Genomic DNA, 24,820 nt, shown 5'->3' with positions numbered 1-24,820 from the left:
TTTATACGCCTCTTTTCATTTCCAGAATTATCAATTACCTAATTATAAAACTAAACGGACGGAAAAAAACAGTCGTGAATCAAGCCTTTGTACATGTTGGGAAAATTTTAAAACTCCCCCAATAGTCAAACGGGTTCAGAATTTACTAATTATTTAGATAGTTATATAATAACCGTGATTTTGCTAGAATCTATTCTTTTCGACCAAGGAGGAATTCGTAATGGCATTGACGGGAAGCCAATTAAAGAAAAAAGATCATCCACCCCCACCTTTAGATTATTCAAAAATCGTCCAATCACCTTCTTTTCAGCAACTGCTTCGGGAAAAACGGAAATTTTTACTGCCATCCACCCTGTTCTTCATGGCCTTTTACTTTACCCTGCCGATCTTGACCGCGTATTCAACTGTCCTGAACAACCCTGCGTTTGGCCCAATTAGCTGGGCATGGGTATTTGCTTTTGCCCAATTTATCATGACATGGGCTTTGTGCATTATCTATACAAAAAAAGCGGCCAGATTTGACCGCCTTGTAGAGGGAATTATTCAGAATGAAGCACGGAGGACTCAGCGATGAATACTGTAGCGTTTTTACTTTTTTTAGCCATTGTCCTCCTTACTCTCGTGATTACGTATTTTGCTTCAAAAAGAACTAAGACAACCAGTGATTTTTATACAGCGGATTCAAGCCTGACCGGGTTTCAGAACGGGCTGGCCATCGCCGGTGATTATATGTCCGCCGCCTCCTTCCTCGGCATTGCCGGGATGGTCGCCTTATCGGGCTTCGATGGCTTCTTCTACAGTATCGGTTTCCTCGTTGCCTACCTTGTTGTTCTTTATCTTGTTGCAGAACCTTTGCGGAATCTTGGGAAATACACAATGGCGGATATGATTGCTGCCCGGTTTAAGGAAAAAAAAGTTCGTGGTGTTGTGGCCCTTAATACGATTACGATCTCCATTTTTTATATGATTGCCCAGCTGGTCGGCGCCGGTGCGCTCATTAAACTGCTGCTCGGCATCGATTATGTCTATTCAGTGCTCATTGTCGGTACGCTCATGACAATTTACGTTGTTTTCGGCGGAATGACAGCCACTTCATGGGTTCAGATTGCGAAGGCAGTCCTCTTGATGTTAGGGACTTTTATCATTTCCATGATTGTTTTTGCAAAATTTGATTATAGTGTTGTGAAAATGTTTAATGAAATGAAAACCGCCACCCCGCTTGGCGAAGCTTTTTTAAATCCCGGAAATAAATTCAAGAACCCCTTGGATACACTTTCGCTAAACCTTGCTCTTGTGTTGGGTACGGCCGGGCTCCCGCATATCCTAATCCGCTTTTTCACGGTTAAGGATGCGATAACAGCTCGGAAGTCTGTCATTTACGCAACCTGGATTATCGGTATTTTCTATGTGATGACAGTCTTCCTCGGCTTTGGTGCCGCTGCGTTTGTTGGCTATGAAAAAATCGTCGCCGCCAATGCCGCTGGCAATATGGCTGCACCGCTTCTTGCTGAGGCCATCGGAGGGGAATTCCTTTTTGCTTTCATATCCGCTGTTGCTTTTGCAACCATTCTTGCAGTAGTAGCCGGGCTTGTTCTTTCAGCGGCTTCGGCATTCGCGCACGATTTCTATGCGCATATTATTAAAAAAGGGAACGCCACGGAGAAACAGCAGGTCAAGGTTGCGCGGTTTGCATCCATCGGCGTTGCCGTCCTGTCAATTGTATTGGCTCTTTTCGCACAAAAGATGAACGTAGCGTTCCTAGTCGCGCTCGCATTTGCAGTCGCGGCCAGCGCCAACCTGCCGATTATTTTACTGACGATTTTTTGGAAAAAGTTCAATACAACCGGTGCAATTACAGGGATGATCGTTGGTTTAATGAGTGCCCTTGTCATGGTCGCAATCTCCCCGAATATCTGGTCTCCAGAGGTTGGAGCCGCCATTTTCGTTGGCAAGCCGCTTGTCACCTTAACAAATCCAGGCATCGTTTCCATTCCACTTGGCTTCCTAGCGGCAATTTTCGGCACTCTTCTCTCAACTAAGAGGGAGAATGCGAGAGATTTTGATAGGATTCTAGTAAAAGCGAATACAGGCTTATAAAAATACAGACCGGCTATGGAACTCATAGCCGGTTTTGTAGTGATCTATTTTTCGGACTGTTCCCGAAACTTCTAATAAAGTTGGGAAAATGAAGAGTCAGCCTTATGATTCCACATTTCAATATGCTTAATAATTTTCGCCGGATTCCCTCCGACAACCACATTAGCAGGAACGTCCTTCGTCACGACCGCTCCTGACGCAATAACGGCATTGTCACCAATTGTCACGCCCGGATTAATGACTGCACGCCCGCCAATCCAGACGTTGTTGCCGATTGTAACCGGCTTTCCGAATTCGCGGCCTGAATTCCGCTCGACTGGATGAAGCGGATGGGTTGCTGTGTAAATATGCACGCCTGGAGCAAGCATACAATTATCCCCGAAACGGACTTCACAAACGTCAAGGATCACACAGTTGAAATTAGCGTAGAAATTTTCGCCAGTATAAATATTGGAGCCATAATCACAACGGAAGTCCGGCTCTATGAGACTATTTTTGCCAAGAGATCCGAAAAGCTCCTGCAAAATTTCAGTCCGTTTTTCGAGTTCAGTTTCCGCCGTGCGGTTGTAGGCATTCACCAGCTTGCGGGCATTCAGGCGGCCCTCCACCAGTTCAGGATCAGCAGGCACATACATTTCACCTGCGAGCATTTTCTCTTTCTCTGATTTCATTCGTGCACCTCAATATACTTATTTTGTAAATTTATGGGGCAATTCCGTTTTAAAACCGATGAGTGACAACATTCCCAGGAATTCACGATTCTTTGTCACGCAAAACCATCTTGAGTGACAACAATCCCAGGAATTCACAATTCTTTGTCACGCAAAACCTCTTTGAGTGACAACAAACCCAGGAATTCACGATTCTTTGTCACGCAAACTCACCTTGAGTGACAACAATCCCAGGAATTCATGATTCTTTGTCACGCAAAACCATCTTGAGTGACAACAAACCCGGGAATTCACGATTCTTTGTCACGCAAACTCACCTTGAGTGACAACAAACCCGGGAATTCACGATTCTTTGTCACGCAAACTCACCTTGAGTGACAACAAACCCGGGAATTCACGATTCTTTGTCACGCAAAAACATCTTGAGTGACAACAATCCCGGGAATTCACAATTCTTTGTCACGAAAAACCACCTTGAGTGACAACAATCCCAGGAATTAACAATTCTTTGTCACGCAAAACCATCTTGAGTGACAACAAACCCAGGAATTCACAATTCTTTGTCACGAAAAACCATCTTGAGTGACAACAATCCCAGGAATTCACGATTCTTTGTCACGCAAACTCACCTTGAGTGACAACAATCCCAGGAATTCATGATTCTTTGTCACGCAAGCTACCCCACCGGCACTTCAAGGATAACCTTCGTCCCCTTCCCTGGCTCGGAAATGATTTGCAACTCCCCGCCCGATGCACGGGCCCGCTCATCCATACTGAAAAGACCGACTCCACGCGGGCCGCCGCTGATATCAAAGCCGCGGCCACAATCTTCAATCATGACGCGGACTGCATCTTCGTACTCCCGGATGGTGACGGCGGCTTCGTCTACTCCGGCATATTTGCGGACATTGGTGAGCGCCTCCTGGATGACACGGTAGATGGTTGTTTCGGTACCGGGGGCAAGCCTACGGCCCAGAACACAATCAAAATGGACAGCAATTTTGTAATGATTAGAATAGCGCGTTAAGAAAGAACGGATGGCCGGAACAAGGCCAAGGTCATCGAGTACGGAAGGGCGGAGTTCCCATGACAGGTCGCGGATCTCCTCAATCATTTCCATCGCCTCCTCCTGCATCTGGACGAGTAGCGGATGGTCTAGTTCTGACATCAGCCTATTGATCGTAATCAAATGACTGTACAGATTTTGCCCAAGTCCGTCATGCAGTTCACGCGATAAACGTTTCCGTTCTTCCTCCTGAACATCGATAATCTGCGCCGTCATTTTCTGAAGTTCCGCTTCAATCCGCTTCCGTTCGGTAATCTCAAAGCGGATCGCCAAATACTGGTACGGTTTTCCGTCTCCATCCAAAAACGGGATAATCGTTGTATCCACCCAATAATAACTGCCGTCTTTCGCCCTGTTTTTAATTTCACCGTGCCAGACCCGGCCTGCCGTAATCGCCTGCCACAAATCCGTGAAGAACTCCCGTGGGTGGTAGCCTGAATTGATGATCCGATGATCCTCACCTAGCAGCTCCCCAGCCCTGTACTTCGAAATTTCGCAAAACTTATCATTTACATATTTTATTTTGCCGCGCTGGTCAGTAATCGCCACAATCGCAGCCTGGTCTAGCGCAAATTTATAATCGACAAGTTCATTGGGGGATGCGGACATTTTATCCGCCAGCCTGGCTCGGTTTTCACCATCATGAAAAACGTACAGAAAGTAAAGTTCCCCGTCGAGACGAAAGCTGTTCATACTGAAAAAGAGCGGAAACAGTTCCCCCTCTGCATTAAGTCCATATGTACTTGTCACAATCCCTTCAGCCACGGTCTCCGGGTCAATTTTCGGAAGGAACTCATCAAAATAAAGGCCAAGCCCAGGCAGCCCCCCCATTTTATAGCCGAATTTCTCGCACGCGTGTTCATTTATGTACTGTATCTTGCCAACGTCATCGACGAGCAAAACCCCGCCGCTAACATCCTGCCTTTCTATCAATCGTTCTTCTTTTGCCATAAAGAGCCCCCCGCATTCAAAGTAAATGATATCCCTCAAGGATCTTCTCAAGTTCCGCTGCTGTCTCTCGAACCGCCGAGCACCACCGCACGCTGAAGGAGAGATTAGACCTATTTCCCGCTAGAAGAACCCCTTTGGGCACCCCATTAAAAAACAGCGGCACTGCATAGGAGGATTTTAGCTTCTCGGCGAGCATGATTGGGTAGTCGGTCGCTTTTCCAAGAATGTTTTGCGGAAAGTTCTCGACAAGAATCGGGCTTCCTGTTGAGACAACTTTTCCGGCAACCCCTTTCCCGTACCTAACAGTAATCCGCTCATATTTATCATTTAGATTGCCCGAGGCAAAATGCCAGCGGATATCGGGGCCTACTTTGTTCTGGATAGCCAGTCCGACAAAGTCGCAGCCAATCTCTTCCCGCAGCTCGGTTATTTTCTCAATGACAGGATTCAGGCCCCTTAGTTCCTCCATGCAGGACTACTCCTTTCAAAGGCCGTATCCCAACAGCCCTTTTTTAATGGCATATTGGACCAGTTCAGGCCTTGTTTTCAGCTGAAGTTTCTCCATGACATTCCCTTTGTGGGTTTCAACTGTTTTAACAGAAATCACGAGCTGTTCGGCAATTTCCTTATTCGAAAAACCTTTTGCAACGAGAGTAAGGACTTCCTTTTCCCTGTCTGACAGAAGATTAAACGTATCCGCGTTCCCATGGCGGAGAGCACCCATATACTCTTCCATCAGACGCTTCGTCGCGGAAGGATGCAAGTAGGCATCCCCTTTTGCCACCGTTTCGATTGCGGCAAGCAATTCGTCATGGGGGGCGCTTTTCAAAATACACCCTGATGCTCCCGCCTGAATGGCCCGGAACAAATACTCCTCATCATCGTGCATTGTCAGGATGAGGATATTCACCTCAGGCATGAGCTTCTTCAATTCCGATGTTGCCGAAAGCCCGTCCTTGCCATGGGGCATGCTCAGGTCCATAATGACAACATTCGGTTTCAGTTCAAGCGCTTTTTTTATTCCTTCGTTCCCTTCCGATGCTTCACCGACCACTCTCATATCGGCATGAGAGTTCAGCAGCATCGACAATCCCATCCTGACAACGGCATGGTCATCAACAAGCAGAATGTTAATCAAAGCAAACTCCCCTTTACAATCGCTAAAAACAAAGAAACCCCTTGCCCGGTTAGTCGAGCGGCAGGGTCAGTTCGATCAATGTCCCTTCCCCTATTGTAGAGGAAATATGGCAATTACCGCCAGCCAGAAGCATCCTTTCCTTCATGGCCGCCAGTCCGGATGATTGGTACGTCTGCGGGCTGTCTTCCAAATCGAAGCCTTGCCCGAAATCCTTGATGACTACAGTGAGCACATCACTTGACCAGCGGATGGCCATGCTGACATGGCACGTATCCGCATACTTTGCGATATTCGCAAGCGCTTCCTGGCAGACACGGAATACCGCGATCCGCCCTTTTTCAGAAATGGCCTGCTCTTCCCCTTCCGTCTCGACATCGACAATGACGCCAAATGTGGACGTATAAAGCTTGATATAACTTTTGATTGCGGGCACAAATCCGAGCGTGCTTAAAGTAGGAGGATGCAATTCCACTGACAGAAGACGGATTTCTTGAATGGTCCTTTCCATCAGCCGGGACATTTCAGCAACATACTCCTTCATCGCCGGGTCCTGCACCGCGGATTCAATAAATTGCAGTCCGTTGAAGACACTGTACAGATTTTGGCCGACCCCCTCATGAAGATCCAAGGCAATCCTTTTCAGTTCATCTTCCTGCGAGTGGATAATATACGAGCTGATTTCTTTTTGTCCTGACAACGTCTCCATTTTGCTTCCTCCTTCCTCAAACCGCTATCCGCGGTCTATTATTTTGACCGCGTAAGACAGGCCGCTGCCTGCGTCGTATGCAGTCAATTCATCTTCCGAGCCGCCAAATTCACTTGTCACCGGCACAGCCAGGAATTTATTTTTGTCAAAATAAAAACGTACATGGGTGCCGTCCGGGCACATGAGCACATATTTAATCGTTTTCCGGATGGCCGGTGCCTGGTCGCTGCCTTCTTTGTCCTTGATGGCAAGTTCGACTATTGTCCCTTCAAAGCGCTTGAGGTTTTTATGCTTAATGTGATCCACAGCTGCCGCACCCTCTCTTGTTCGGATAAACAAAAATTTTATACCCCTGGAGATACTCCCAGAACGCTTCGCCTGCATGTGTTTCAATGAACTCAACCGTTTCTTCCTCAGACTGGAAAGGCGACATTCCCTTGATTTCTGCAATGACAACATCGGCCCCATCAGCCATTTTTTCTTCAAGATACCATTTCAGCCGCTTGCCGGTAAAGAGGTCCTTCAAGAGACTGTCTACTTCCGCCGAGAAGTTTCCTTCTTCCTTTCTGGCAAAACAAAAGTCGATGTACGTTTCGCTGTTCATCATTTGCTTTCACGCTCCAGCTTGCGGTCCCTTTTGTAAATGGTAAGAGCGAGCGGAAAAAGGACGATGTTCAAAGCCCCAAAAATCAGCGAGTTGGCATAGTTTTCGAAAAAGTACTGCTGGACCATGAAGTGGGTACACACAATGTTCAGCATCAGGATTGCGCACAGGAGAACGAAATTCAGTGTACTAGGCTTCATAGCGCTTCACCCCAGTCGCGTAAACTGCCCCTTTGTCAACCTTTACAAAAATCTCAGGAAGCGGCCTTCTAGGCGGGCCGGCCGTCGGCGCTCCAGTCTCCACATCGAACTTGCCATGGTGGCACGGGCAAAGCAAGTCATTTTCTTCTTTGTTCCAGAAAACCGGGCAGCGCAGGTGTGTGCATGCATTTTGGTACGCAACGAATTTCTTTTCGGACAATCTGATCATAATCGCGCTGTCATGCTCGCCGGGGAAGGCGAATTCGACTGCGTCACCAACCGCTACCGAATCAAGGCTGGCGATTTTTTTGCGCGGATATTCTTTTTCACCGAGGCCCATCAGTTCCTTTGCGGCCATCGCTCCCCACGGCAGGGAGGAAACGGCGAAGACGCCCGCCGCTCCGACAAGTGTTTTCATGAAGCCGCGCCGGTCCAGCTTCCGCTCGTTGCTGCGATTTATGTTATGTGTATAATTATCTTCTTCGAACGGGATTTTATTATTTTTCTCTGTCATGGCAATCCCTCCTAAAACAATTTCGTGACGCCCTGCAGGATGCCTGGCAGGTTCACTTTTACATTTGTTTCCCCTTCAAGGTACGGCAGGCTAGTCACCCATTTTCCACCGTTATCAAGATTAAACTGTTCTCTCTTCGCGTCAATTTCCTCATCCGTCAGCCACTGCAGCGTGTTCGTAGGGCAGACGCTCGCGCACATTGGCGGAATTCCATCTTTGGAGCGATCGATACACAAGTCGCACTTATACATCAGATTCTGCTCGGTATCAAACTTCGGAATGCCGTACGGGCAGGCAATTGTACAGTTTTGGCAGCCGATGCACTTTTCAACTAGAGCGGAAAGGACCGCACCTGTTTCGTGGATTTGGATGGCCTGGGCCGGGCAGCTCCTTGCACATGCCGGATTCACACAGTGAAGGCACATAAGAGGCATGGTCTGCCGGTCAACAAGCGGGTTTACGTCGTAAACGTAGTTCCGGTTCCGCTCTTCATGCCCGCCGCACTGTGTGCAGGCAGCAAGGCATGAGCGGCATCCTATACAGTTTTCAAGTTCTATATACAGCCTCTTATTCATCATTGCACCTTCTTTAAGTCATGTTTTTCGGCAGGCACCTTTTTTATCTCCGCGGCGCAGGCCTTGAATTCCGGCATCCTGCTGATCGGGTCAAGCGCCGGGATTGTCAATAGGTTGATAGATTTTTCATGTCCCCAAGAATACGGGACAAATACTGTATCTTTCCGGATTGCTTCTGTAATCTTTACCTGATAGACCGCTTCACCGCGCCGGGTATACAGGAGGACTCTCTCCTCATGCTCTATTCCGTATTTCGCTGCTGTTTCTGGATGAACCTCGACAAACGGGTCAGGGCACATATCGTGCAAAAATGGAATTCTTCTAGTTTGATTGCCTGATAAGTAATGGTACACAACACGGCCAGTTGTCAAACGGAGCGGGAATTCCTTATCAGGCTCCTCGGCAGGCGGTGTATATGGAAGGGCAAACAGCTTTGCCTTTCCATCCGGGTGGTAAAACTTTTTATCAAGGAAAAGATGTGGGGTCCCATGGTCGTCCTCGCTCTTGCACGGCCAGAATACGCCATCCTGTTTCTCTATCTTTTCCCATGTTACTCCGTAGTAATCCGCAATTCCGCCTTTTGAAGCGCGGCGGAGTTCATTGAAAATATCGAGCGGTGTTTTCAGGTGGGAGAAATACTCGCCTCTTCCCATCCGCTCAGCAATTTCAATTTGAATCTGCCAATCTGGCTTTGACTCTCCAAGTGGAGCTTGGGCGCGGTTGATTTTAATAATCCGGCCTTCCACGTTTGTCGTTGTTCCTTCGTCCTCCGCCCAAGTGGTTGTCGGCAGGATGACATCAGCGAATTCAGCTGATTCGGACAGATAGAAATCGACACAGACCATAAAATCCAAGTTCTTCATTTGCTCTCGTACATAGTTCAAATTCGGCGCGGAAACGGCCGGGTTTGAACAAAGCAAGTAGAGCGCGCGGATTGTTTTTTGTTCCATCAGGTTGAACATTTCGTAAGCGGAAACGCCAGGAAGAGGCATTTCTTCCGGTTTGATTCCCCAAACTTCTGCAACTTCCTTCACGTGTTCAGGATTGGCAAGCTTTCGGTAGCCTGGTAGCGCATCAGCCTTTTGGCCATGCTCGCGTCCGCCCTGTCCGTTCCCCTGACCGGTAATCGTTGCGACGCCGGATTTCGGGCGGCCGATTTTGCCGGTAATCAAAGACATATTCACATAGGCAGAAACGTTATCAACGCCTTTTTGCTGCTGCTCAATCCCGCGGGCGAACATAACAATCGCATTCGGCGCCCTGCCAAACAGCTCGGCGGCACGGATGATTTTTTCCGGTGCAACCCCTGTGATTTCACTTGTATATTCAGGCGTAAATTCTTTTACAAGTTCCTTTAATTCTGCAAAACCATTTGTATGGTTGTTTACGAATTCTTCGTCGGCATAGCCGCTTTCGATGAGAAGGTTGACGATCCCGTTCGCAAGCGCCAGGTCTGTGCCCGGCTTCAGGTCAAGGTGGACATCAGCTCTTCTGGCAATCGGTGTTTCACGCGGGTCGGCAATGATGAGATAACCGCCGCGTTCCTGAACGTTCCAGACGCGGAACATCATAGTCGGATGGCATTCTGCTGTGTTGCTGCCTGCAAGAAATAAGCAGTCTGTTTCATGGACATCCGTCCACGGAACGGTTGAACCGCGGTCGATTCCTAAAGAACGGTTCAGTCCGCCAGCCGCGCTCGACATACAGAAACGGCCGTTGTAATCGATATATCTAGTCTGAAGGCCGACACGGGCGAATTTCCCTGTCAGATAGCACTTCTCATTTGTCATGGACACACCACCGTATACAGACACACTGTCCTTGCCGTATTCAGCTTGGAGTTTTTTGAAATTCTTCACAATCAGGTCGTAAGCCTCTTCCCAGGTTGCTTCACGGAAACCGTCTTTCGTTCCTTTTAAGGAAGCATCATCACGGATTAATGGCTTTAGAATCCTGTCCGGATGGTTGACCTGCTGGTAAGCAGTCACGCCTTTCGGGCACATTTTGCCAACCGTCACAGGCCAGTCGTAGCGAGGCTCAACGCCGATGATTTTATTCGTAACTGTATTCACCCTCAAATTCATCCCGCACTGCATCGCGCAATAGCTGCAGTGTGTTTTCACGAGTGTTTCGTTCGGATGGGTGAGGTTTTCAACTTCCTTGAAAAATTTATCTCGTTCATTTCTGTACTCAGCCTTTTGCATTCTGGTGGGCCTCCTTGACTTTCACTTGATGGGTCGCAATTCCGGAGAACTGTGCGATCCGGTATTTCCGGCGGCACGGAAGGCAAAGCTCTGCAAGATGGAAGCCTTCCTTGGCTGCGAATTCTATCTCGTTCGTTCCGAGTACATCGATCACATCATTCGATTGCTCGACAGATACGAAGCCTGTTCCGCAAACTTTACATTCCTTTGTCGCCTGCTCGGCATAGTGTTCACGGTAATTTCTTGCGAAAACGCTCAGCGGCCGGAACGGGATATGTGCAAGCTTTCCAAACGGCATGTAAATCAGTGTGACAATAACAGAGTACTGATGGATTAGCGACATTGCCTGGTGGCCGAAGCCGTGCAGCGCGATATTAATGAATGTCAGCGCAAGGCCTGTAATTGATACAAACAGCAACAGGTAGAGCGGCAGGAAGTCGTACATGAACGTTTGCTCCGCGCGAGCCTGCATATTCTTCAGGCGGCGGTACAGTGCCATTGAAACGCCCGTGATGACCATGAGCGCAGAAATATTTAAAGCGTTATAGGACATAAATGCGATAAAACCGTCAGCTGGAACGGTCATGATGTTCATGCCCATTAGCACAATTGTATACATGCCATTGTCAGCCATTGTGAAATACATCCAGCCAAAGACAAGTGGGAACGTAACCAGGAGGGCAAGGACGCAGCCCCAGCCCATCATAATATGCTGTGTCCAGCGGTACAGGCCTCGGTTCCATATGAACCGATAGGTCACCAGCTGTTCGGTAGCTGTTTTAGGAGTTGATCTCCTAAACAGAAGCTTGATGCCTTTTTTGATAAAGATTTTTGTCGGAGGCCTCTCTCCCCAGGCAATGAACCGGTAGAAAAATCCGCCGAGGAAAACAATCGTTCCAACCATATAGCCATAGAGATTTAAATCAACGTGTGTGAACATCCTCGTTCCAATGAAAGATAGGATGACAAGCCCGCTCACCGCCAAAAACATCGATTTGGCAAAATGGGATGCAAAAGCATCATTGACAGACCGGCCGGGTTTTTTTACAGTTTCAAGATTTGCCTGCATAAGAGTTCCTCCTAAAAAAATGTACTGTTCAATTCGTTACTCTTATTGTAGGAAATAAAGGCTGTTTGCTTGCATCAGGGTATTCCCCCATCCTCCGGGGGAAATCCCCTGAGTTCTTGAGGTTTTGACATAGTTTTGACACAAAGGTGGGATTGGAAGCAGGGGGTGCTGTTGTTTATGAGGCTCGGGTTCGGACATTGAAAATGCGATTTGCTGAATCTCGATCTGAACTCGGAAATATCTTCGGGCAAGGAACGCGGTTTTTTTGTGGGGTTCTGTTCGAACTTGGTGGTTCTTGGGAAAAAGAACACGATATTCTTTGAAGCTCTGTCCGAACAAAGGTCAGCTTGGGACAATTAACGCGTGATTTTTTGAATTTCTGTCCCAACATGGGACAACTTAGAACAGTGAACGCTTAATTCTCTGAATCTCTGTCCCAACATGGGGACTTGCCCGAATTAAATAATCAAAAAGCCATCCAGTTCAAAACCAGATAGCTTCAATAAATATTAATCTTTACCTAGGCGATATTTTTTGTTCCAGGAGTAGAGGAGAAGAGATAGGCCCGTCATTGTTTGAAGTAAAACAATAGCACCATCTAAAAACTCCTTCGAAAACAGCGGGCTACCCAACCTTTCAATGGAATGGCTGAAAGTAATAAAAATCTGGGGAATTGAAAATAAAACAAAAATGGAAATTGTTAAAAACACCCCAAGGAAGTATATAATACTATAGAAAGCGATGGTTTTTTTCTCATGTTCATACGAAACCTCGCCAACTTTTCTAGTAGTCCTTTTAAACCAACTTTTTATCAAATGATGTGCATTTTCCATTAAGTTATAGCTTCCAGTAATATTTTCTAATACAAAATACAAATCCGTTTTCATAAAAACGCCGCACTGAAAAACAAATCGTATAAAAATATCAATTACTATGATTTTCATTATTGCCAGTAACAACATTGGTCCTTCAAGATAATAAGCTTGGACAGTCAATGCAAACGTTAATATTACTAAGTCTAAACATAGTCCGCCTAAATAAAGTACATTCCTCTGCGCAGGCGACAGCCCCCAAGTTCCTTCCATATCCGTTTCGAGGGCAAGAAACATCAGCCTATGGCCAATGCTCAGCCGAGTCGGTAAGTTATAGGATCGCATAGCTAAAATATGGCCTGATTCATGAATTAAAAGTAGAATCATTCCTACCGCTATCCATAAAAGGACATTCAACGACATCCAATCAAATACAAAGTAGTCTTTATAACTTGGAAAAAGAGATGGGTTTCTTATAAAAAGAAATATGTTAAAAACAAATAATATTGAATAAATAATATAACTTACTTTATTAAATGCCAATTTACCTATTCCAACTGGAATCCACATAAAGCCCTTGGTTTCTGTTTTATATTCCTTAGCAGAGACTTTCACTCCATCTATTTCGCTTACGAGATTTAATTCAATTAGCTGATGGGCAAAATCAACTATATCTACCTCTTTTTCCGGGTACGCCGTTTTAAGCCGTCTTTCCACCTCATTTAAGGAGTGACCCTCCATCAGCAACTTAATTGCCCTTATTGCCATTTCCGGCATTTCATAAAATTCCCCTGAAGTTTTGTCTTTAACTATGTAGTTTGTTCTATCCTTATGGTACTCAATTGGTACTAATACTATCTTTGAAGTTTTATTGATTGTCATGTTTTCACCTAACTTTTAAAAATAGCAAAGGGATGCATGGTTTAACAGCATGCACCCCTTTGACTCACTTATTAAGCAAACCAGCACCACCAGCAAGGAAAAGCAGTAGCTTTCACTTTGTTAAGCTTACGGATTTTCATATTTTCACCTCCTTTTCATTAAACTATATGAATGTTTGAAAACTTGTTAACTGGATTGTTATCCCACTCTTTATGAACCTTTTCCCATGAAGGATAAACTTCTTTAAAGACTTCCACTAAATCAGGATCAAACTGGGTCCCTTTGCCTTCAATTATTCTTTTATAAGCCTCTTCAGGTGGTAGTGCATCCCTATAAGAACGCGAACTGGTCATTGCATCAAATGCATCTGCAACAGCAGTAATCCTGGCCAAATACGGGATATCTTTTCCTTGAAGTTGATCGGGATAACCTTTACCATCCCATCGTTCATGGTGGGAGCGGATAACAGATATACTCCCCTGTAATCCATCAACATTTTCTACCGCCCGTTCTCCAACTTCTGTATGTGACTTAATAATTTCATATTCTTCTTTTGTAAGAGAGGTTGGCTTCATTAAAATGTTATCTGGGATATGAACTTTGCCAATATCATGAAGAAGACATGCATAATTAAACATTTTTAATTCTTCTTTATTAAATTTTCCAATCTCCTTAGCCAATATTAAAGCATAGGCCGCCACCCGTTCGCTATGGCCTCTTGTATATGGGTCTTTGAGTTCAAGAGTTGAAATAACCCCTTTAACTATACCAATTAGTTGCTGATCATATGAGGTCTTCACTGCATTTACGTAGGATTGAAAACGATTTAATAATATATAGGCAAAAATTGAAAGGGCTGCAATCATCACTATTGCAAGAATTACGTTTGTAGTTTTTATTATTATTCCTGCAACTAGATATTTAATTATAAGTCCTAAAAGCACTACTAAAAAAAAACGAGAATTAACAAAAATTGGAGTCATTAGTAAGAAAAAAATCTCTACTGGATTGCCACTTCTATAATTCTCTTCGTGACCAAGGAAAGCAGTAATATCCCTTATCAGTGAAAATAAAGTGTATGATATAAAGTAAATATATTTAATAGTGTACAATTTACTTTTTTTGCTTAAATAAATTGAAATAGGGATTAGTAAAAACATGAAAACATACATCCAAGAACCTAATAAATCAGGTGGAGAATTATCTTCTTTATAGCCAGCCATATATGTCGGCATAATGTAACCATAAAAGAAATCAAACGATATAGAAATTACGTAAAAAAGGATAATAAACCATTTTAAGGTCCTTTGTTCCTCATTCATTAAGCTTTGATAAATTGGTTTTTGCATTTATATACCTCGCTGACTAGACACTGGCAAGAAACATGCAAAAATTGGTTCCTTTGCCAGAAGTCAATTCTACAGTTCATTATAAAACAATTTACTTTAGCAATACATAGGGACAATGAGATAATTGTGTATAATCGTAGAAAAATTGCTCGAAAACTAGACTTTTTTATATTTTAGGGAAGATTATATCTACTTTTGTCCCTTTTCCTAATTTGCTATCGACTTGAATTAGCCCTTTATGTTCCTTAATAATTTGATTTGAAACCATTAGCCCTAATCCAGTACCGTCTTTTTTTGTTGTAAAAAATGGTTCAAATAGCTTTTGGAGATTGTCTTCAGATATGCCGTTTCCTTCATCAGCGATAGATAATACTACCTTGTCTTGGCCTTCTATTTTAATAGAAACCTTGACTGTTCCTTTATCGGGCATTGACTCTATAGAGTTCTTAACTAAGTTGATTACAACCTGTTTAAGCTGTTTTTCATCCCCCCGTATATATTCAGGATTTCTATTGTCATATTCTTTAATAAATTTTATTTCTGTTCCTCTTGCAAACTGTTCAGCAATGGACAAGCCGTAGTCGACTATATCCTTTATATTTACCTTATCAAAGGAAGATACAACACTGGGTTTCCCCAAAATCATCAGGTCGTCAACAATTGAATTAATCCGGTCGATTTCCTGCTTCATAATCGGGAAAAAGTCTTTTTCCTCATGTTTTAACTCCTGCTGAAGCTGGACGAATCCTTTTAGAGAAGTTAAAGGATTACGAATCTCATGAGCAATCCCCGTTGCCATTTGCCCAATGCCAATTAATTTTTCTTTTTGGTTCATCTCTTCGTAAACTACTGATAGAGAATTCAAATAAGACTTAAATCGAATTAAAAGAATATATGTGATAGCTGAAATTACTGTTAACAAAGTCATTGGAGCGATGGTTTCATTTGTGTGGAGGACTATCCCTGTCACTAAATATTTAATTAGAATTCCAATTGTAACGGTCCAGAAATATCTTTTGCTAATAAAAATCGGTGTAAAGAGAAAAAATACCACCTCAGAAAAATTTCCTGATTGAAAAATTATATTTTTATCTTTATAAATCAAAATATTATTGATTAGATCAAGTACATTAAATCCTATAAAGTAAAAGTATTTTATAAAATATATCTTTTTTCTCTTATACATAAATATACTAATTGGCAGTAAGGTTAGTCCGATAATATAGTACCAAAATCCTATCCCTCTAAATGGCGCACCACTACCATATATGCCAAGAAGATTTGGAAAAAATACATAAAACAACAAATCTACACCAATAAAAGAGATATAAAAAAGCCAAATACAAAACTTTAATGCTTTGAGCTCTTCTTGTTCCATTTTTTTATTTTGTAGAACACCATTCATAGGTCCTATTCTCCTTACGGTTCCTTTTAATCCCCCCTATTTTACCACCTTTTCCATCCATATTGCCCATTATTTATGAATTTCCCACAAAATTCGACATAATTTTCCTCTTTTCACATATTAGACGATGAATAATTGATCTTGTTACGTAAAAACCGGCTAAAAAAGCGACTGGAAGAGATTCTAAAAATTAAAAGGCTTCCACCTGTCATGGAAGCCTTCTCGCTTGTTTCTTATTTTGCAATATTGAGGATTGCTTGTGTCTGTTTGCAGCAGCTTGTTTTGAACTGAGGGAGCTGGACGGTTACGATCGTTCCTTTACCCGCCTCACTGCTATAATGAATGCTGCCTTTCATTTCATTCAGGATGCGGAGGGAGACGCAGGTGCCAAGACCGGTCCCCTTCTCTTTCGTCGTATAGAAAAGGGTGCCAATCCGGGATAACTGTTCTTCTGACATACCCCGGCCATTATCCTGGATTTCAATAACAGCATGGATATCGTGATGGCGAAGTGAAATCGTGACAACGCCGCCTTCATCTGTGGCCTCTATGGCGTTTTTGACGAGATTGACAAGGGCTTGTTTAAGCTGGTTTCTGTCGGTGGAAATGCACATTTTTTCTTTTTCCATCTGGGTTTTTAGCGAGACCCCTCCCTTTGCGGCGAGCGGTCCCAATAGGGCCACTATTTCCGTTAGCACCTCGTGAAAGCTGCATTCCTCTATTTTGTTGAATTGCGGTTTTGCGAAATTAAGATAGTCGCTCAAAATCATTTCCGCACGGCCCACCTCACTTAAGGCGAGAGTCAAATATTCATGGTTTTTACCTGTTTCCTGTTGGTGCATCAGCTGCATGAACCCTTTAACGACGGTCAGCGGATTCCGCACTTCATGAGCAAAGGAAGCAGCAAGCTCGCCCATTGTATTCAGTTTCTCCGCACGGATGATATCATTCCGCATCTTATCCCGCTCTAGTATTTCCTCAATAAGCCTGGCAGCAAAACCAATGCCAATGATACTGATTACGCCGAACATCCATATGCCTGGTGATAGGAACAAATCCCTGTCCAGCGGCTTATCAGCCATAGAACGGAATACGACAAACATCATAAAAGAAAAAAAGATCGACCAGCCGCTAACCAGAATTGCAAGCCTAATCCTTTTTGAAGATGAATAAGTCCAGAACTTACCATACCATAACAAGGTAAAGGCCACAGTCGCAAGACTTGTAAAATAACTGTAAACGACTGCCTCCCCGCCCATAATCGTACGTGTTGCCAGGATAACCAGAAAAACTATCAAGCCTGCCCCTGGCCCGCCATAAAGGATTGCCAGCACAAATGGAACATACCTCAAATCCCAGTAAAAACCTTCAAACTGATAGGAAAACACTATACTTAAAAATGCCGCCCCGCTCAGCAGGAGTCCGAAAATCAGGCCGTTCTCTTGCCACCGTTTGTTTTCGGGCAAAAGGCTGTAGAGGAGAACTGGAGCCAATATTATTAACACTTGAAGAAGAAGTTTTTCCTCAATCATTGTCATACACCCAATTTCTACTTTGACTTCTTTGTATGTCTAGTTTACGACAAAACTCCCTCTATTCCCTCCCTTTACAGCCTTTTTTCGTACGACAATTACTATGGAAATCCCCTAAATTACGACAAAAACACAGCAAAAAACGGAACGCCGATGCGTTCCGTCCTGTCTTTTCTATTAAGATACTTTTTCTTCTTCTGGGATCTTGTATTCTTCTTCCCAATACTCGGCATTTTTAATGCCAAGCTTTTTGGAATTGAATACAGGGTCGAGCCCCAGCTTTTTCTGCGCCTCATAATCTTTCAAAGCGACCAAGGCAGGTTTTGCCAAAATCACAACTGCTATCAGGTTGAGCCAGACCATGATGCCAAGCCCGACATCACCGAGCGCCCAGGCTAAATTGGCCGTCCTGATTGCCCCGTAGAATGTAGAACCGATTAAGACAAGCTTCAGAATGAACATCGGCCATTTACTGCTTACATTCCTTGTCAGGTAGGCAATATTTGTCTCAGCGATATAGTAGTAGGCCATGATCGTTGTAAACGCGAAGAAGAAAAGCGCAATCGCAACAAATCCTGCACCGAAACCAGGAAGTGCCGTATCAACAGCAGCCTGGGTAAAGCCTGGACCTGCCTCAACATCCGGAAGATTATGGGTAATGAAGCTCTTCTCACCCGGTGCGACTGTGTTGTACATGCCTGTAAAAAGAATCATGAATGCGGTTGCCGAACAGACGAACAACGTATCGATATAAACAGAGAATGCCTGGACAAGCCCCTGTTTTGCCGGATGGGAGACTTCAGCTGCCCCAGCCGCGTGCGCACCAGTTCCCTGGCCGGCTTCGTTTGAATAAATCCCGCGCTTGACGCCCCACTGGATTGCAAGGCCGAGCAATGCGCCAAATGCTGCATCCGCACCGAATGCGCTTCTGAAAATCAATGAGAATACAGCAGGCACCTCAGAAAAGTTCACTGCTACGATATAAAGAGAAACAAGGATATAGCCTAAAGCCATAAACGGAACAACGTAGGAAGCGACGGTCGAAATCCGCTTAACGCCTCCGAAAATAATTGCTGCCAGAATGGCGACAATGACCAGTCCAGTTACCGCCCGGCTCACATTGAAGGCGTTTTCAATTCCTACCGCAATCGAATTGGCCTGGATTCCCGGCATGAGGAAGCTCATTGCGATCAATGCTGAAATAGCAAATAAAATTCCATACCATTTTACACCCATGCCCTTTTCAATATAATAAGCCGGGCCGCCACGGTATTCTCCATCCTGTTTTACTTTGTAAATCTGGGCAAGTGTCGATTCGACGAATGCGGTTCCCGCCCCGATAAAGGCAATCGCCCACATCCAGAACACAGCCCCTGGGCCTCCGTAAAAAATAGCTGTAGCGGTACCTGCAATGTTTCCGGTACCTACTCGTCCTGAAAGAGCAAGTGACAAAGCCTGGAAGGAAGAAACGCCGGCATCGGAGCTCTTTCCTTGGAACATGAGCATAACCATATCCTTGATGTGCCTAACCTGAAGAAAGCGAGTACGCAATGAAAAGTATAGCCCCACCCCAAGGCAAAATACGATCATCGGTGTACTCCATAGCCACCCATTTAGTAAATCAACAAATTTTTCCACACACATCCCCCTTGTGTTTTTAATTTTCACTACATTTTGAATTATAAAATAATAACTTCCCTTAAACAACCATTTTTGTCACACTATTTAAAATATTTTTCTGAAATACGTATAAAGATACAGATTTCTTCTAACTTTCGCCCTATATATGAGTATTAATTCACATAGTTTTATATACTATTGGCCTATAAACAGAAAAAACTGCCGGTCCAAGAAACCGGCAGTTCACCTTTTATTATTATTCAACTCATAATAAAATCCTTTTTTGCGGAGGAGAAAATCATGGCTTCCTTGTTCAGTAATTTCTCCGTCTTTTAGCACCAGAATTTTTTCAGCATTGCGGATTGTATTCAGGCGGTGGGCGATTACAAAGCTTGTTCTCCCTTCCATCAGCCTGCTAAGCGCTTCCTGGATTTTTAATTCCGTAATTGTATCAATCGAGCTTGTCGCCTCATCGAGAATCAGGATCGCCGGGTTGGCAAGAATGGCCCTGGCAATGGAAAGAAGCTGTTTTTGCCCCTGGGAAATGCCGCTTCCGTCCTGTTTCAGGACTGTCCTATATCCATCAGGCATCTTCTCGATAAAGGAATGGGCATTTGCCGCCTTGGCAGCTTCGATTACTTCTTCATCTGACGCGTCAAGCCTGCCATAGCGGATATTTTCCAAAATCGGTCCCTCGAACAGGAAAGAGTCCTGAAGAACAAACCCCATATGGCTCCGCAAGCTTTTTCTTTTGACAGTGGATGTATCATACCCATCAATCAGAATCATCCCGCTATCAGGGTCATAGAAGCGTGATAGCAGATTGATTATTGTTGATTTCCCCGCCCCGGTCGGACCGACGAGCGCGACCATCTGCCCCGGATCGGCGGTGAAAGAGACATTCCTGATTGTGCTCCCTTCCTTTTCATAGGAAAACGACACGTTCCTGAATTCAACCTCGCCTTGGACTTCTTCCAGTTCAATAGCGGCAGATTCATCGATGGACTCAGCATCTTCATCCAGAATTTCAAAAACACGCTCCGCTCCCGCAACAGCCGACAACAAGGTGTTAAACTGGTTGGCGAGATCATTCAGCGGTCGTGTAAACTGGCGAGAATACTCAGCAAAGACAATGATGACCCCTATGGTAATCATTCCTTTGAGAGCAAAAATACCGCCAATCGCGGCAATGATCGTAAAACTGACATTGTTAAGGACGTTCATTAGCTTCGGGATAAAGCCGGAAAAAGTCTGCGCCCAAAAGCCTGACTCCCGAAGCCGGCTATTTTTGTGCATGAATTCATCGATTACCTTTTGCTCCTGGGAGAATGTCTTAACAATCCGCTGTCCGGAGATTGTTTCTTCGATAAAGCCGTTCAGCTCGCCAAGATTGCGCTGCTGTTCCTTAAACAAGACACCAGTCCGGTTCGTGATCCATTTCATGCCAAGGAACATGAGAGGGACGATAATGAGCGAGATCGCCGTCAGCAGAGGACTCAGCCAGACCATCACGGAAATGGTCCCGACGAGCATAAGTAAACTCGAAAAAATCTGGATGACCGAGCTGTTCAGTGTCGTACTGACGTTTTCAATATCATTTGTAACACGGCTCATCAATTCCCCCGATTGCCTTTTGTCAAAAAAGGAAATCGGCAGCCGATGAAGGTGGCTGAACAAATCCGCCCTAAGCCTTGCCACCGTCGTCTGCGCAATCCCAATCATGATATAGCCCTGGAGGAAGTTGGAAACGGAGTAAAGGATATAAACCCCAAGAATTCCCGCGAGCAAGAGCGGCAAGCCGTCGGTCTTTTTCGCAACAATATAGTTGTCGACGGTTTTCCCAATCAGCACAGGGCCTAGCAAAGAGAGAGCGGTGCTCAGCACAACAAGGAACAGGACCAGTGTGATTCCGCCCTTTTTAACCGAAAGATACTCCCAAAGCTTTTTGATTGTAGCAGCCCAATTTTTCGCTTTCTCCTTCTTCTTTGCCATTGCCTTTCCTTTTGCCTGCAGCGCTGGTCTTGTATACACAAATGGCCTAGTTAAACCCTTCAGCATAGCTTTGGTTCCCTTCTTCCAGCTGTGTTTCGTATATTCTTCTATAAAGCGGCTCTGTGCGGAGAAGGGCGGAATGGCTTCCGGCAGCCTTGATTTTCCCTTCTTCCAAAAGAAGGATTGAATCCGCACTTATCGCTGTCGTGATTTTTTGGGTGATAATTAAGGTTGTGCAATTGTATTGATACAAATCCTTCAAGAGGTTTGTTTCCGTTTTCATATCGAGCGCACTTGTGCTGTCATCCAGCAGAAGGATTTTTGGTTTTCGGACAAGTGCCCTCGCAATCGAAATCCGCTGTTTCTGTCCGCCAGATAAGTTGACACCCTTCTGACCGATTTTCGATTCATAGCCTTTAGGAAACTTTTCGATTGAGTCGTGGATTTGAGCATTCTTGGCTGCCTCAATGATTTCCTTTTTGGAAGCATCCTCCTTCCCCCAGGAGATATTTTCGGCCACTGTCCCAGTAAATAGCAAGACATCCTGAGGGACATAGCCGATTTGCCTTCTGAGTTTATCGAGTTTCATGTCACGGATATTTGTCCCATCAAGCAGGATTTCCCCCCGTGTGACATCATAGAGCCTAGGAATGAGCTGGAACAGGGTCGTCTTTCCCGAACCTGTTGCGCCAAGAATGGCCAGCGTTTCACCCGGCTTGACCGTAAACGAGACATTTTCCAGTATCGGTCTTTTGGTTCCTGGATACTGAAAAAATACATTTCTAAATTCAATTTTGCCAAAAGGAACGGTTTCCTCTTTCAATGCCGCGGGTGCATCCAGCAAATCTATATCCGTATCAAACACTTCGGCGATCCTCTGGCTCGAAGCACGCGCACGTGAGAAAATCATGATAATCATAGAGACAATCGACAGAGCCGACGTAATTCGGGTGCCATAGTTAATAATCGCCACCACTTCACCAACCTTGATATCCCCATTTGCGACCTCAATATTACCAAACCAGAGCACAGCGAGAATTCCAGCGTTCATGGCGAGCATCAGGACTGGCGTCGTATACTCGATTAACCTAAAAGCGGAAACGGTTTTCTTCTTGAGGCGTTCATTCGAATCAGTAAACCGCCCTATTTCGTGCTTTCCGCGCAAAAAGGCTTTAATCAGCCTCATGGCGATTAGATTTTCCCGGAGGACCGAGTTCACCCGATCGAGATTTTTTTGCATGGAAAGGAACAGCCCCCTTGCCCTCGTTCTGACCCAGGCGAGAAAAAGGACAAGGAGTGGCGTAACGCCGGCCAAAATAAGGCCCAGCTTCACATCGACAAGGATGGCCATGATAAGGCCCCCGACAATCAACAGCGGCGCCCGAAGCATGATTCTCAAGCTCATAAACACAGTGTTTTGAATCATGGTCACATCATTTGTCATCCTCGTGACAAGCGAAGACGTTGAAAAACGGTCGAAATTTGAAAAAGAAAAGGATTGGACCTTTTCAAAAAGTGCCTTGCGGATATCAAAGCCAAAGCTTTGGCTTGCATGTCCTGCATAGAATGAATTGATAATCCCCGCAGCGAATGCCAGGGCAGAAACTCCAAGCATAACGCCTCCCCAGTAAATCACAAGATTGAGGTCCTTTTTCAAAACCCCTTCATCTATGATCTTTGCCATAAGAAGCGGCTGCCAAAGTTCGACAACGAGCTCAACGAGCATGAGGATCAACGCAACGGCCATATGCAGCCGGTATGGTTTTAAAAATGAAAATATCTTGGACACGGTGGCCACCTGCCTAACGATTCCGGCAATCGATCGTAAAATTCCATCAATCCTTCGGAAATCTAAACATTCTTACAACTTAATCATACTGCTTTTTTACCCATTTTTAAAAGAATATGCAACAATTATGGATGTTAACTTTGCTGTTGACAAAATCGTTTTTCTAAAGTATAGTTAAATATTGTGCGCTCGAGTAGCTTGAAATCGCGCAGATTGCAATGTAATAAAAACTGGCATTCTGCTTTTGTTTTAATAGAAGGACTTATTCACACTGGCGCGGCTTCGGAGCCGCAAGGATGTAGGAGAGGTAGGGCTTACATCGTTTAGGTACCAAACAACCAGGTGGAATATTGAACCGCGGCAAAGGATTGTTGTTTTGCAAAAAACAATCCATAATTTATTTAAACTATTACCTTGCAACATGCTGCAAGTTACTTGAAATAGGGCAGATGCCCGCGGAAAATACGGTTTTCCGCCAACATGAATATCAGAACTATACCGCACGTAAAAAGGCAGGGAAATGTCTCCATTTCCCTGCCTTTTTCTATTGTTTAGCCCATTAGCGCTTCGAGTTGTCCCGGCCTTCGCCATCGAAACGGTCATCAAAGCTGTCACGATTTTTATTCGTTTCCCTCAACGTATCATCCGTCCCTCTGAACGGGTCATTGCTAATCATTGAATCTCCAAAGCTTGATTCAGGTTTGGCATTCGGAGTATTTGATAAATTCGGATCCGAGCCCAATCCTGGGTTATATGCTCCAGTACCTGTTCCAAGCGACGGATCATTATCCGTTCCAAGAGTGGAATTTCCACCGGCACCGCCTTTAATCGTATCTTCATCCGTACCAAAAGCAGCTCCGGCTGTATTCTGGTTAATAGCTGATGGGTCGTTGCGGTATAAGTTGTCATCGGATCCTGTTGGATAGTCGGACATATCACTTAAATTCGCACTGCCCATCGAGGCTCCTCCAGACATCATGCCGCTCGTTTCATCTGTAGTCCTGTTTGTGAAATCCCTGTTTCGGTCTCTGTCCAGGTCATTATTTAGGTTCCCGCCAAGTGTGTCGCGGTTGGCGTCAACGGTTCCAGTTCCGAAGTCGTTCCCTGTCCTCATGGTTGGGTCATCCATCGTCGTGCTTCCTGACCATTCATTCGAATTTTCAGTGACAGCACCCGTTCTGCCAGTGCCCAGCCTGTTCTCATCTTCATCTACGAGGACGAGGATTTTACCTGCTTTGACATCACTTTCGTAACGGTTCGCTTCGTCCTCCGGGATGCCCATGCCAATCAGCGCGCCTGCCAAACCGCCGGCACCTGCTCCAACCGCGGCACCGGTCAATGTCGCCGCAATCGGGCCCGCTGCGAGGATTGGTCCTACGCCAGGGATTGCCAATGCGCCCACCCCTGCCAAAAATCCAGCCAGGCCGCCAAGAACACCGCCCGTTGCCGCGCCTGTCGCCAAGCCTTCCTCTGCTTTCGTATCTGTTTCTTCGTGTATCTCATCAATGTCGTCTCTGTCTCTGGCAACTACAGATATCGCATCCCTGTCATAACCTTGAGCTTTCAAATCTTCAATTGCTCGTACCGCTTCATCACCGTTATCATAAACTCCAACAATTCTCTTATCCATTTGATCTTCCTCCT

General features: G+C 45.0%; 22 protein-coding genes. 2 read left to right on the top strand and 20 right to left on the bottom strand.

The features are described from left to right. Positions 1 to 220 precede the first annotated feature (220 nt). Complete coding sequence (locus D1B31_RS07260) at positions 221 to 574, top strand: DUF485 domain-containing protein (protein WP_118920099.1); 354 nt, start codon at positions 221 to 223, stop codon at positions 572 to 574. Then, the gene (locus tag D1B31_RS07255; protein ID WP_118920098.1) at positions 571 to 2,097 is read left to right on the top strand and encodes a solute symporter family protein; all 1,527 of its coding nucleotides are present in this window, start codon (positions 571 to 573) and stop codon (positions 2,095 to 2,097) included. Before D1B31_RS07260 ends, D1B31_RS07255 begins: the two co-directional genes overlap by 4 nt. 71 nt (positions 2,098 to 2,168) lie before the next feature. On the opposite strand, the gene maa is transcribed toward D1B31_RS07255, so the two are convergent. From maa to D1B31_RS07150, 20 genes are all read right to left on the bottom strand, one after another. Continuing rightward, positions 2,169 to 2,768, bottom strand: a complete 600-nt coding sequence (gene maa / locus D1B31_RS07250) for a maltose O-acetyltransferase (protein WP_118920097.1) — start codon at positions 2,766 to 2,768, stop codon at positions 2,169 to 2,171. A 676-nt stretch (positions 2,769 to 3,444) separates the two neighbouring features. After that, positions 3,445 to 4,785, bottom strand: coding sequence for a PAS domain-containing sensor histidine kinase (locus tag D1B31_RS07245; RefSeq protein WP_118920096.1), 1,341 nt, complete (start codon positions 4,783 to 4,785; stop codon positions 3,445 to 3,447). 16 nt (positions 4,786 to 4,801) lie between these two features. Beyond that, positions 4,802 to 5,254 carry a GAF domain-containing protein gene (locus tag D1B31_RS07240; protein ID WP_118920095.1) on the bottom strand — a complete coding sequence of 151 codons (453 nt, stop codon included), beginning with the start codon at positions 5,252 to 5,254 and terminating at the stop codon, positions 4,802 to 4,804. 15 nt (positions 5,255 to 5,269) lie between these two features. After that, positions 5,270 to 5,923: a response regulator gene (locus D1B31_RS07235; RefSeq protein ID WP_118920094.1), complete on the bottom strand. Its 654-nt coding sequence runs from the start codon at positions 5,921 to 5,923 to the stop codon at positions 5,270 to 5,272. A gap of 49 nt (positions 5,924 to 5,972) precedes the next feature. Beyond that, entirely contained in the window at positions 5,973 to 6,629 is a 657-nt protein-coding gene (locus tag D1B31_RS07230; RefSeq protein WP_118920093.1) for a sensor histidine kinase, read from the bottom strand. 24 nt (positions 6,630 to 6,653) lie between these two features. Further along, a complete protein-coding gene (locus D1B31_RS07225) occupies positions 6,654 to 6,935 on the bottom strand; it encodes a hypothetical protein (protein WP_118920092.1) in 282 nt (93 codons plus the stop codon). Then, complete coding sequence (locus D1B31_RS07220; RefSeq protein ID WP_338036456.1) at positions 6,922 to 7,236, bottom strand: hypothetical protein; 315 nt, start codon at positions 7,234 to 7,236, stop codon at positions 6,922 to 6,924. Before D1B31_RS07220 ends, D1B31_RS07225 begins: the two co-directional genes overlap by 14 nt. After that, complete coding sequence (locus tag D1B31_RS07215; RefSeq protein ID WP_118920091.1) at positions 7,233 to 7,433, bottom strand: hypothetical protein; 201 nt, start codon at positions 7,431 to 7,433, stop codon at positions 7,233 to 7,235. Before D1B31_RS07215 ends, D1B31_RS07220 begins: the two co-directional genes overlap by 4 nt. After that, the gene (locus D1B31_RS07210) at positions 7,423 to 7,947 is read right to left on the bottom strand and encodes a Rieske (2Fe-2S) protein (protein ID WP_118920090.1); all 525 of its coding nucleotides are present in this window, start codon (positions 7,945 to 7,947) and stop codon (positions 7,423 to 7,425) included. Before D1B31_RS07210 ends, D1B31_RS07215 begins: the two co-directional genes overlap by 11 nt. A gap of 11 nt (positions 7,948 to 7,958) precedes the next feature. After that, positions 7,959 to 8,522 (bottom strand): 4Fe-4S dicluster domain-containing protein, encoded by a 564-nt coding sequence (locus tag D1B31_RS07205; RefSeq protein ID WP_118920089.1) that lies wholly within the window; start codon positions 8,520 to 8,522, stop codon positions 7,959 to 7,961. After that, on the bottom strand, positions 8,522 to 10,726 hold the full coding sequence (locus D1B31_RS07200) for a molybdopterin oxidoreductase family protein (protein ID WP_118920088.1): 2,205 nt from the start codon (positions 10,724 to 10,726) through the stop codon (positions 8,522 to 8,524). Before D1B31_RS07200 ends, D1B31_RS07205 begins: the two co-directional genes overlap by 1 nt. Beyond that, entirely contained in the window at positions 10,713 to 11,795 is a 1,083-nt protein-coding gene (locus D1B31_RS07195; RefSeq protein ID WP_118920087.1) for a hypothetical protein, read from the bottom strand. Before D1B31_RS07195 ends, D1B31_RS07200 begins: the two co-directional genes overlap by 14 nt. Positions 11,796 to 12,304: 509 nt before the next feature. Continuing rightward, positions 12,305 to 13,489 carry a hypothetical protein gene (locus D1B31_RS07190; RefSeq protein WP_118920086.1) on the bottom strand — a complete coding sequence of 395 codons (1,185 nt, stop codon included), beginning with the start codon at positions 13,487 to 13,489 and terminating at the stop codon, positions 12,305 to 12,307. 158 nt (positions 13,490 to 13,647) lie between these two features. Next, entirely contained in the window at positions 13,648 to 14,838 is a 1,191-nt protein-coding gene (locus tag D1B31_RS07185) for an HD-GYP domain-containing protein (RefSeq protein ID WP_118920085.1), read from the bottom strand. A gap of 166 nt (positions 14,839 to 15,004) precedes the next feature. Next, positions 15,005 to 16,243 (bottom strand): two-component system sensor histidine kinase NtrB, encoded by a 1,239-nt coding sequence (locus D1B31_RS07180; RefSeq protein WP_118920084.1) that lies wholly within the window; start codon positions 16,241 to 16,243, stop codon positions 15,005 to 15,007. Positions 16,244 to 16,476: 233 nt separating this feature from the next. Then, positions 16,477 to 17,775 (bottom strand): ATP-binding protein, encoded by a 1,299-nt coding sequence (locus D1B31_RS07175; protein ID WP_118920083.1) that lies wholly within the window; start codon positions 17,773 to 17,775, stop codon positions 16,477 to 16,479. A 177-nt stretch (positions 17,776 to 17,952) separates the two neighbouring features. Next, a complete protein-coding gene (locus D1B31_RS07170) occupies positions 17,953 to 19,413 on the bottom strand; it encodes an alanine/glycine:cation symporter family protein (RefSeq protein WP_118920082.1) in 1,461 nt (486 codons plus the stop codon). A gap of 225 nt (positions 19,414 to 19,638) precedes the next feature. Next, positions 19,639 to 21,453, bottom strand: coding sequence for an ABC transporter ATP-binding protein (locus D1B31_RS07165; protein ID WP_118920081.1), 1,815 nt, complete (start codon positions 21,451 to 21,453; stop codon positions 19,639 to 19,641). Beyond that, a complete protein-coding gene (locus D1B31_RS07160; RefSeq protein ID WP_118920080.1) occupies positions 21,434 to 23,176 on the bottom strand; it encodes an ABC transporter ATP-binding protein in 1,743 nt (580 codons plus the stop codon). Before D1B31_RS07160 ends, D1B31_RS07165 begins: the two co-directional genes overlap by 20 nt. Positions 23,177 to 23,735: 559 nt before the next feature. Continuing rightward, positions 23,736 to 24,806: a YflT domain-containing protein gene (locus D1B31_RS07150; protein WP_118920078.1), complete on the bottom strand. Its 1,071-nt coding sequence runs from the start codon at positions 24,804 to 24,806 to the stop codon at positions 23,736 to 23,738. Positions 24,807 to 24,820 lie beyond the last annotated feature (14 nt).

This window comes from Neobacillus notoginsengisoli, from assembly GCF_003515685.1.
In the GTDB taxonomy this organism is placed as follows: Bacteria; Bacillota; Bacilli; order Bacillales; family Cytobacillaceae; genus Bacillus_D; species Bacillus_D notoginsengisoli.
This window is presented reverse-complemented; position numbering and strand designations above follow the sequence as displayed.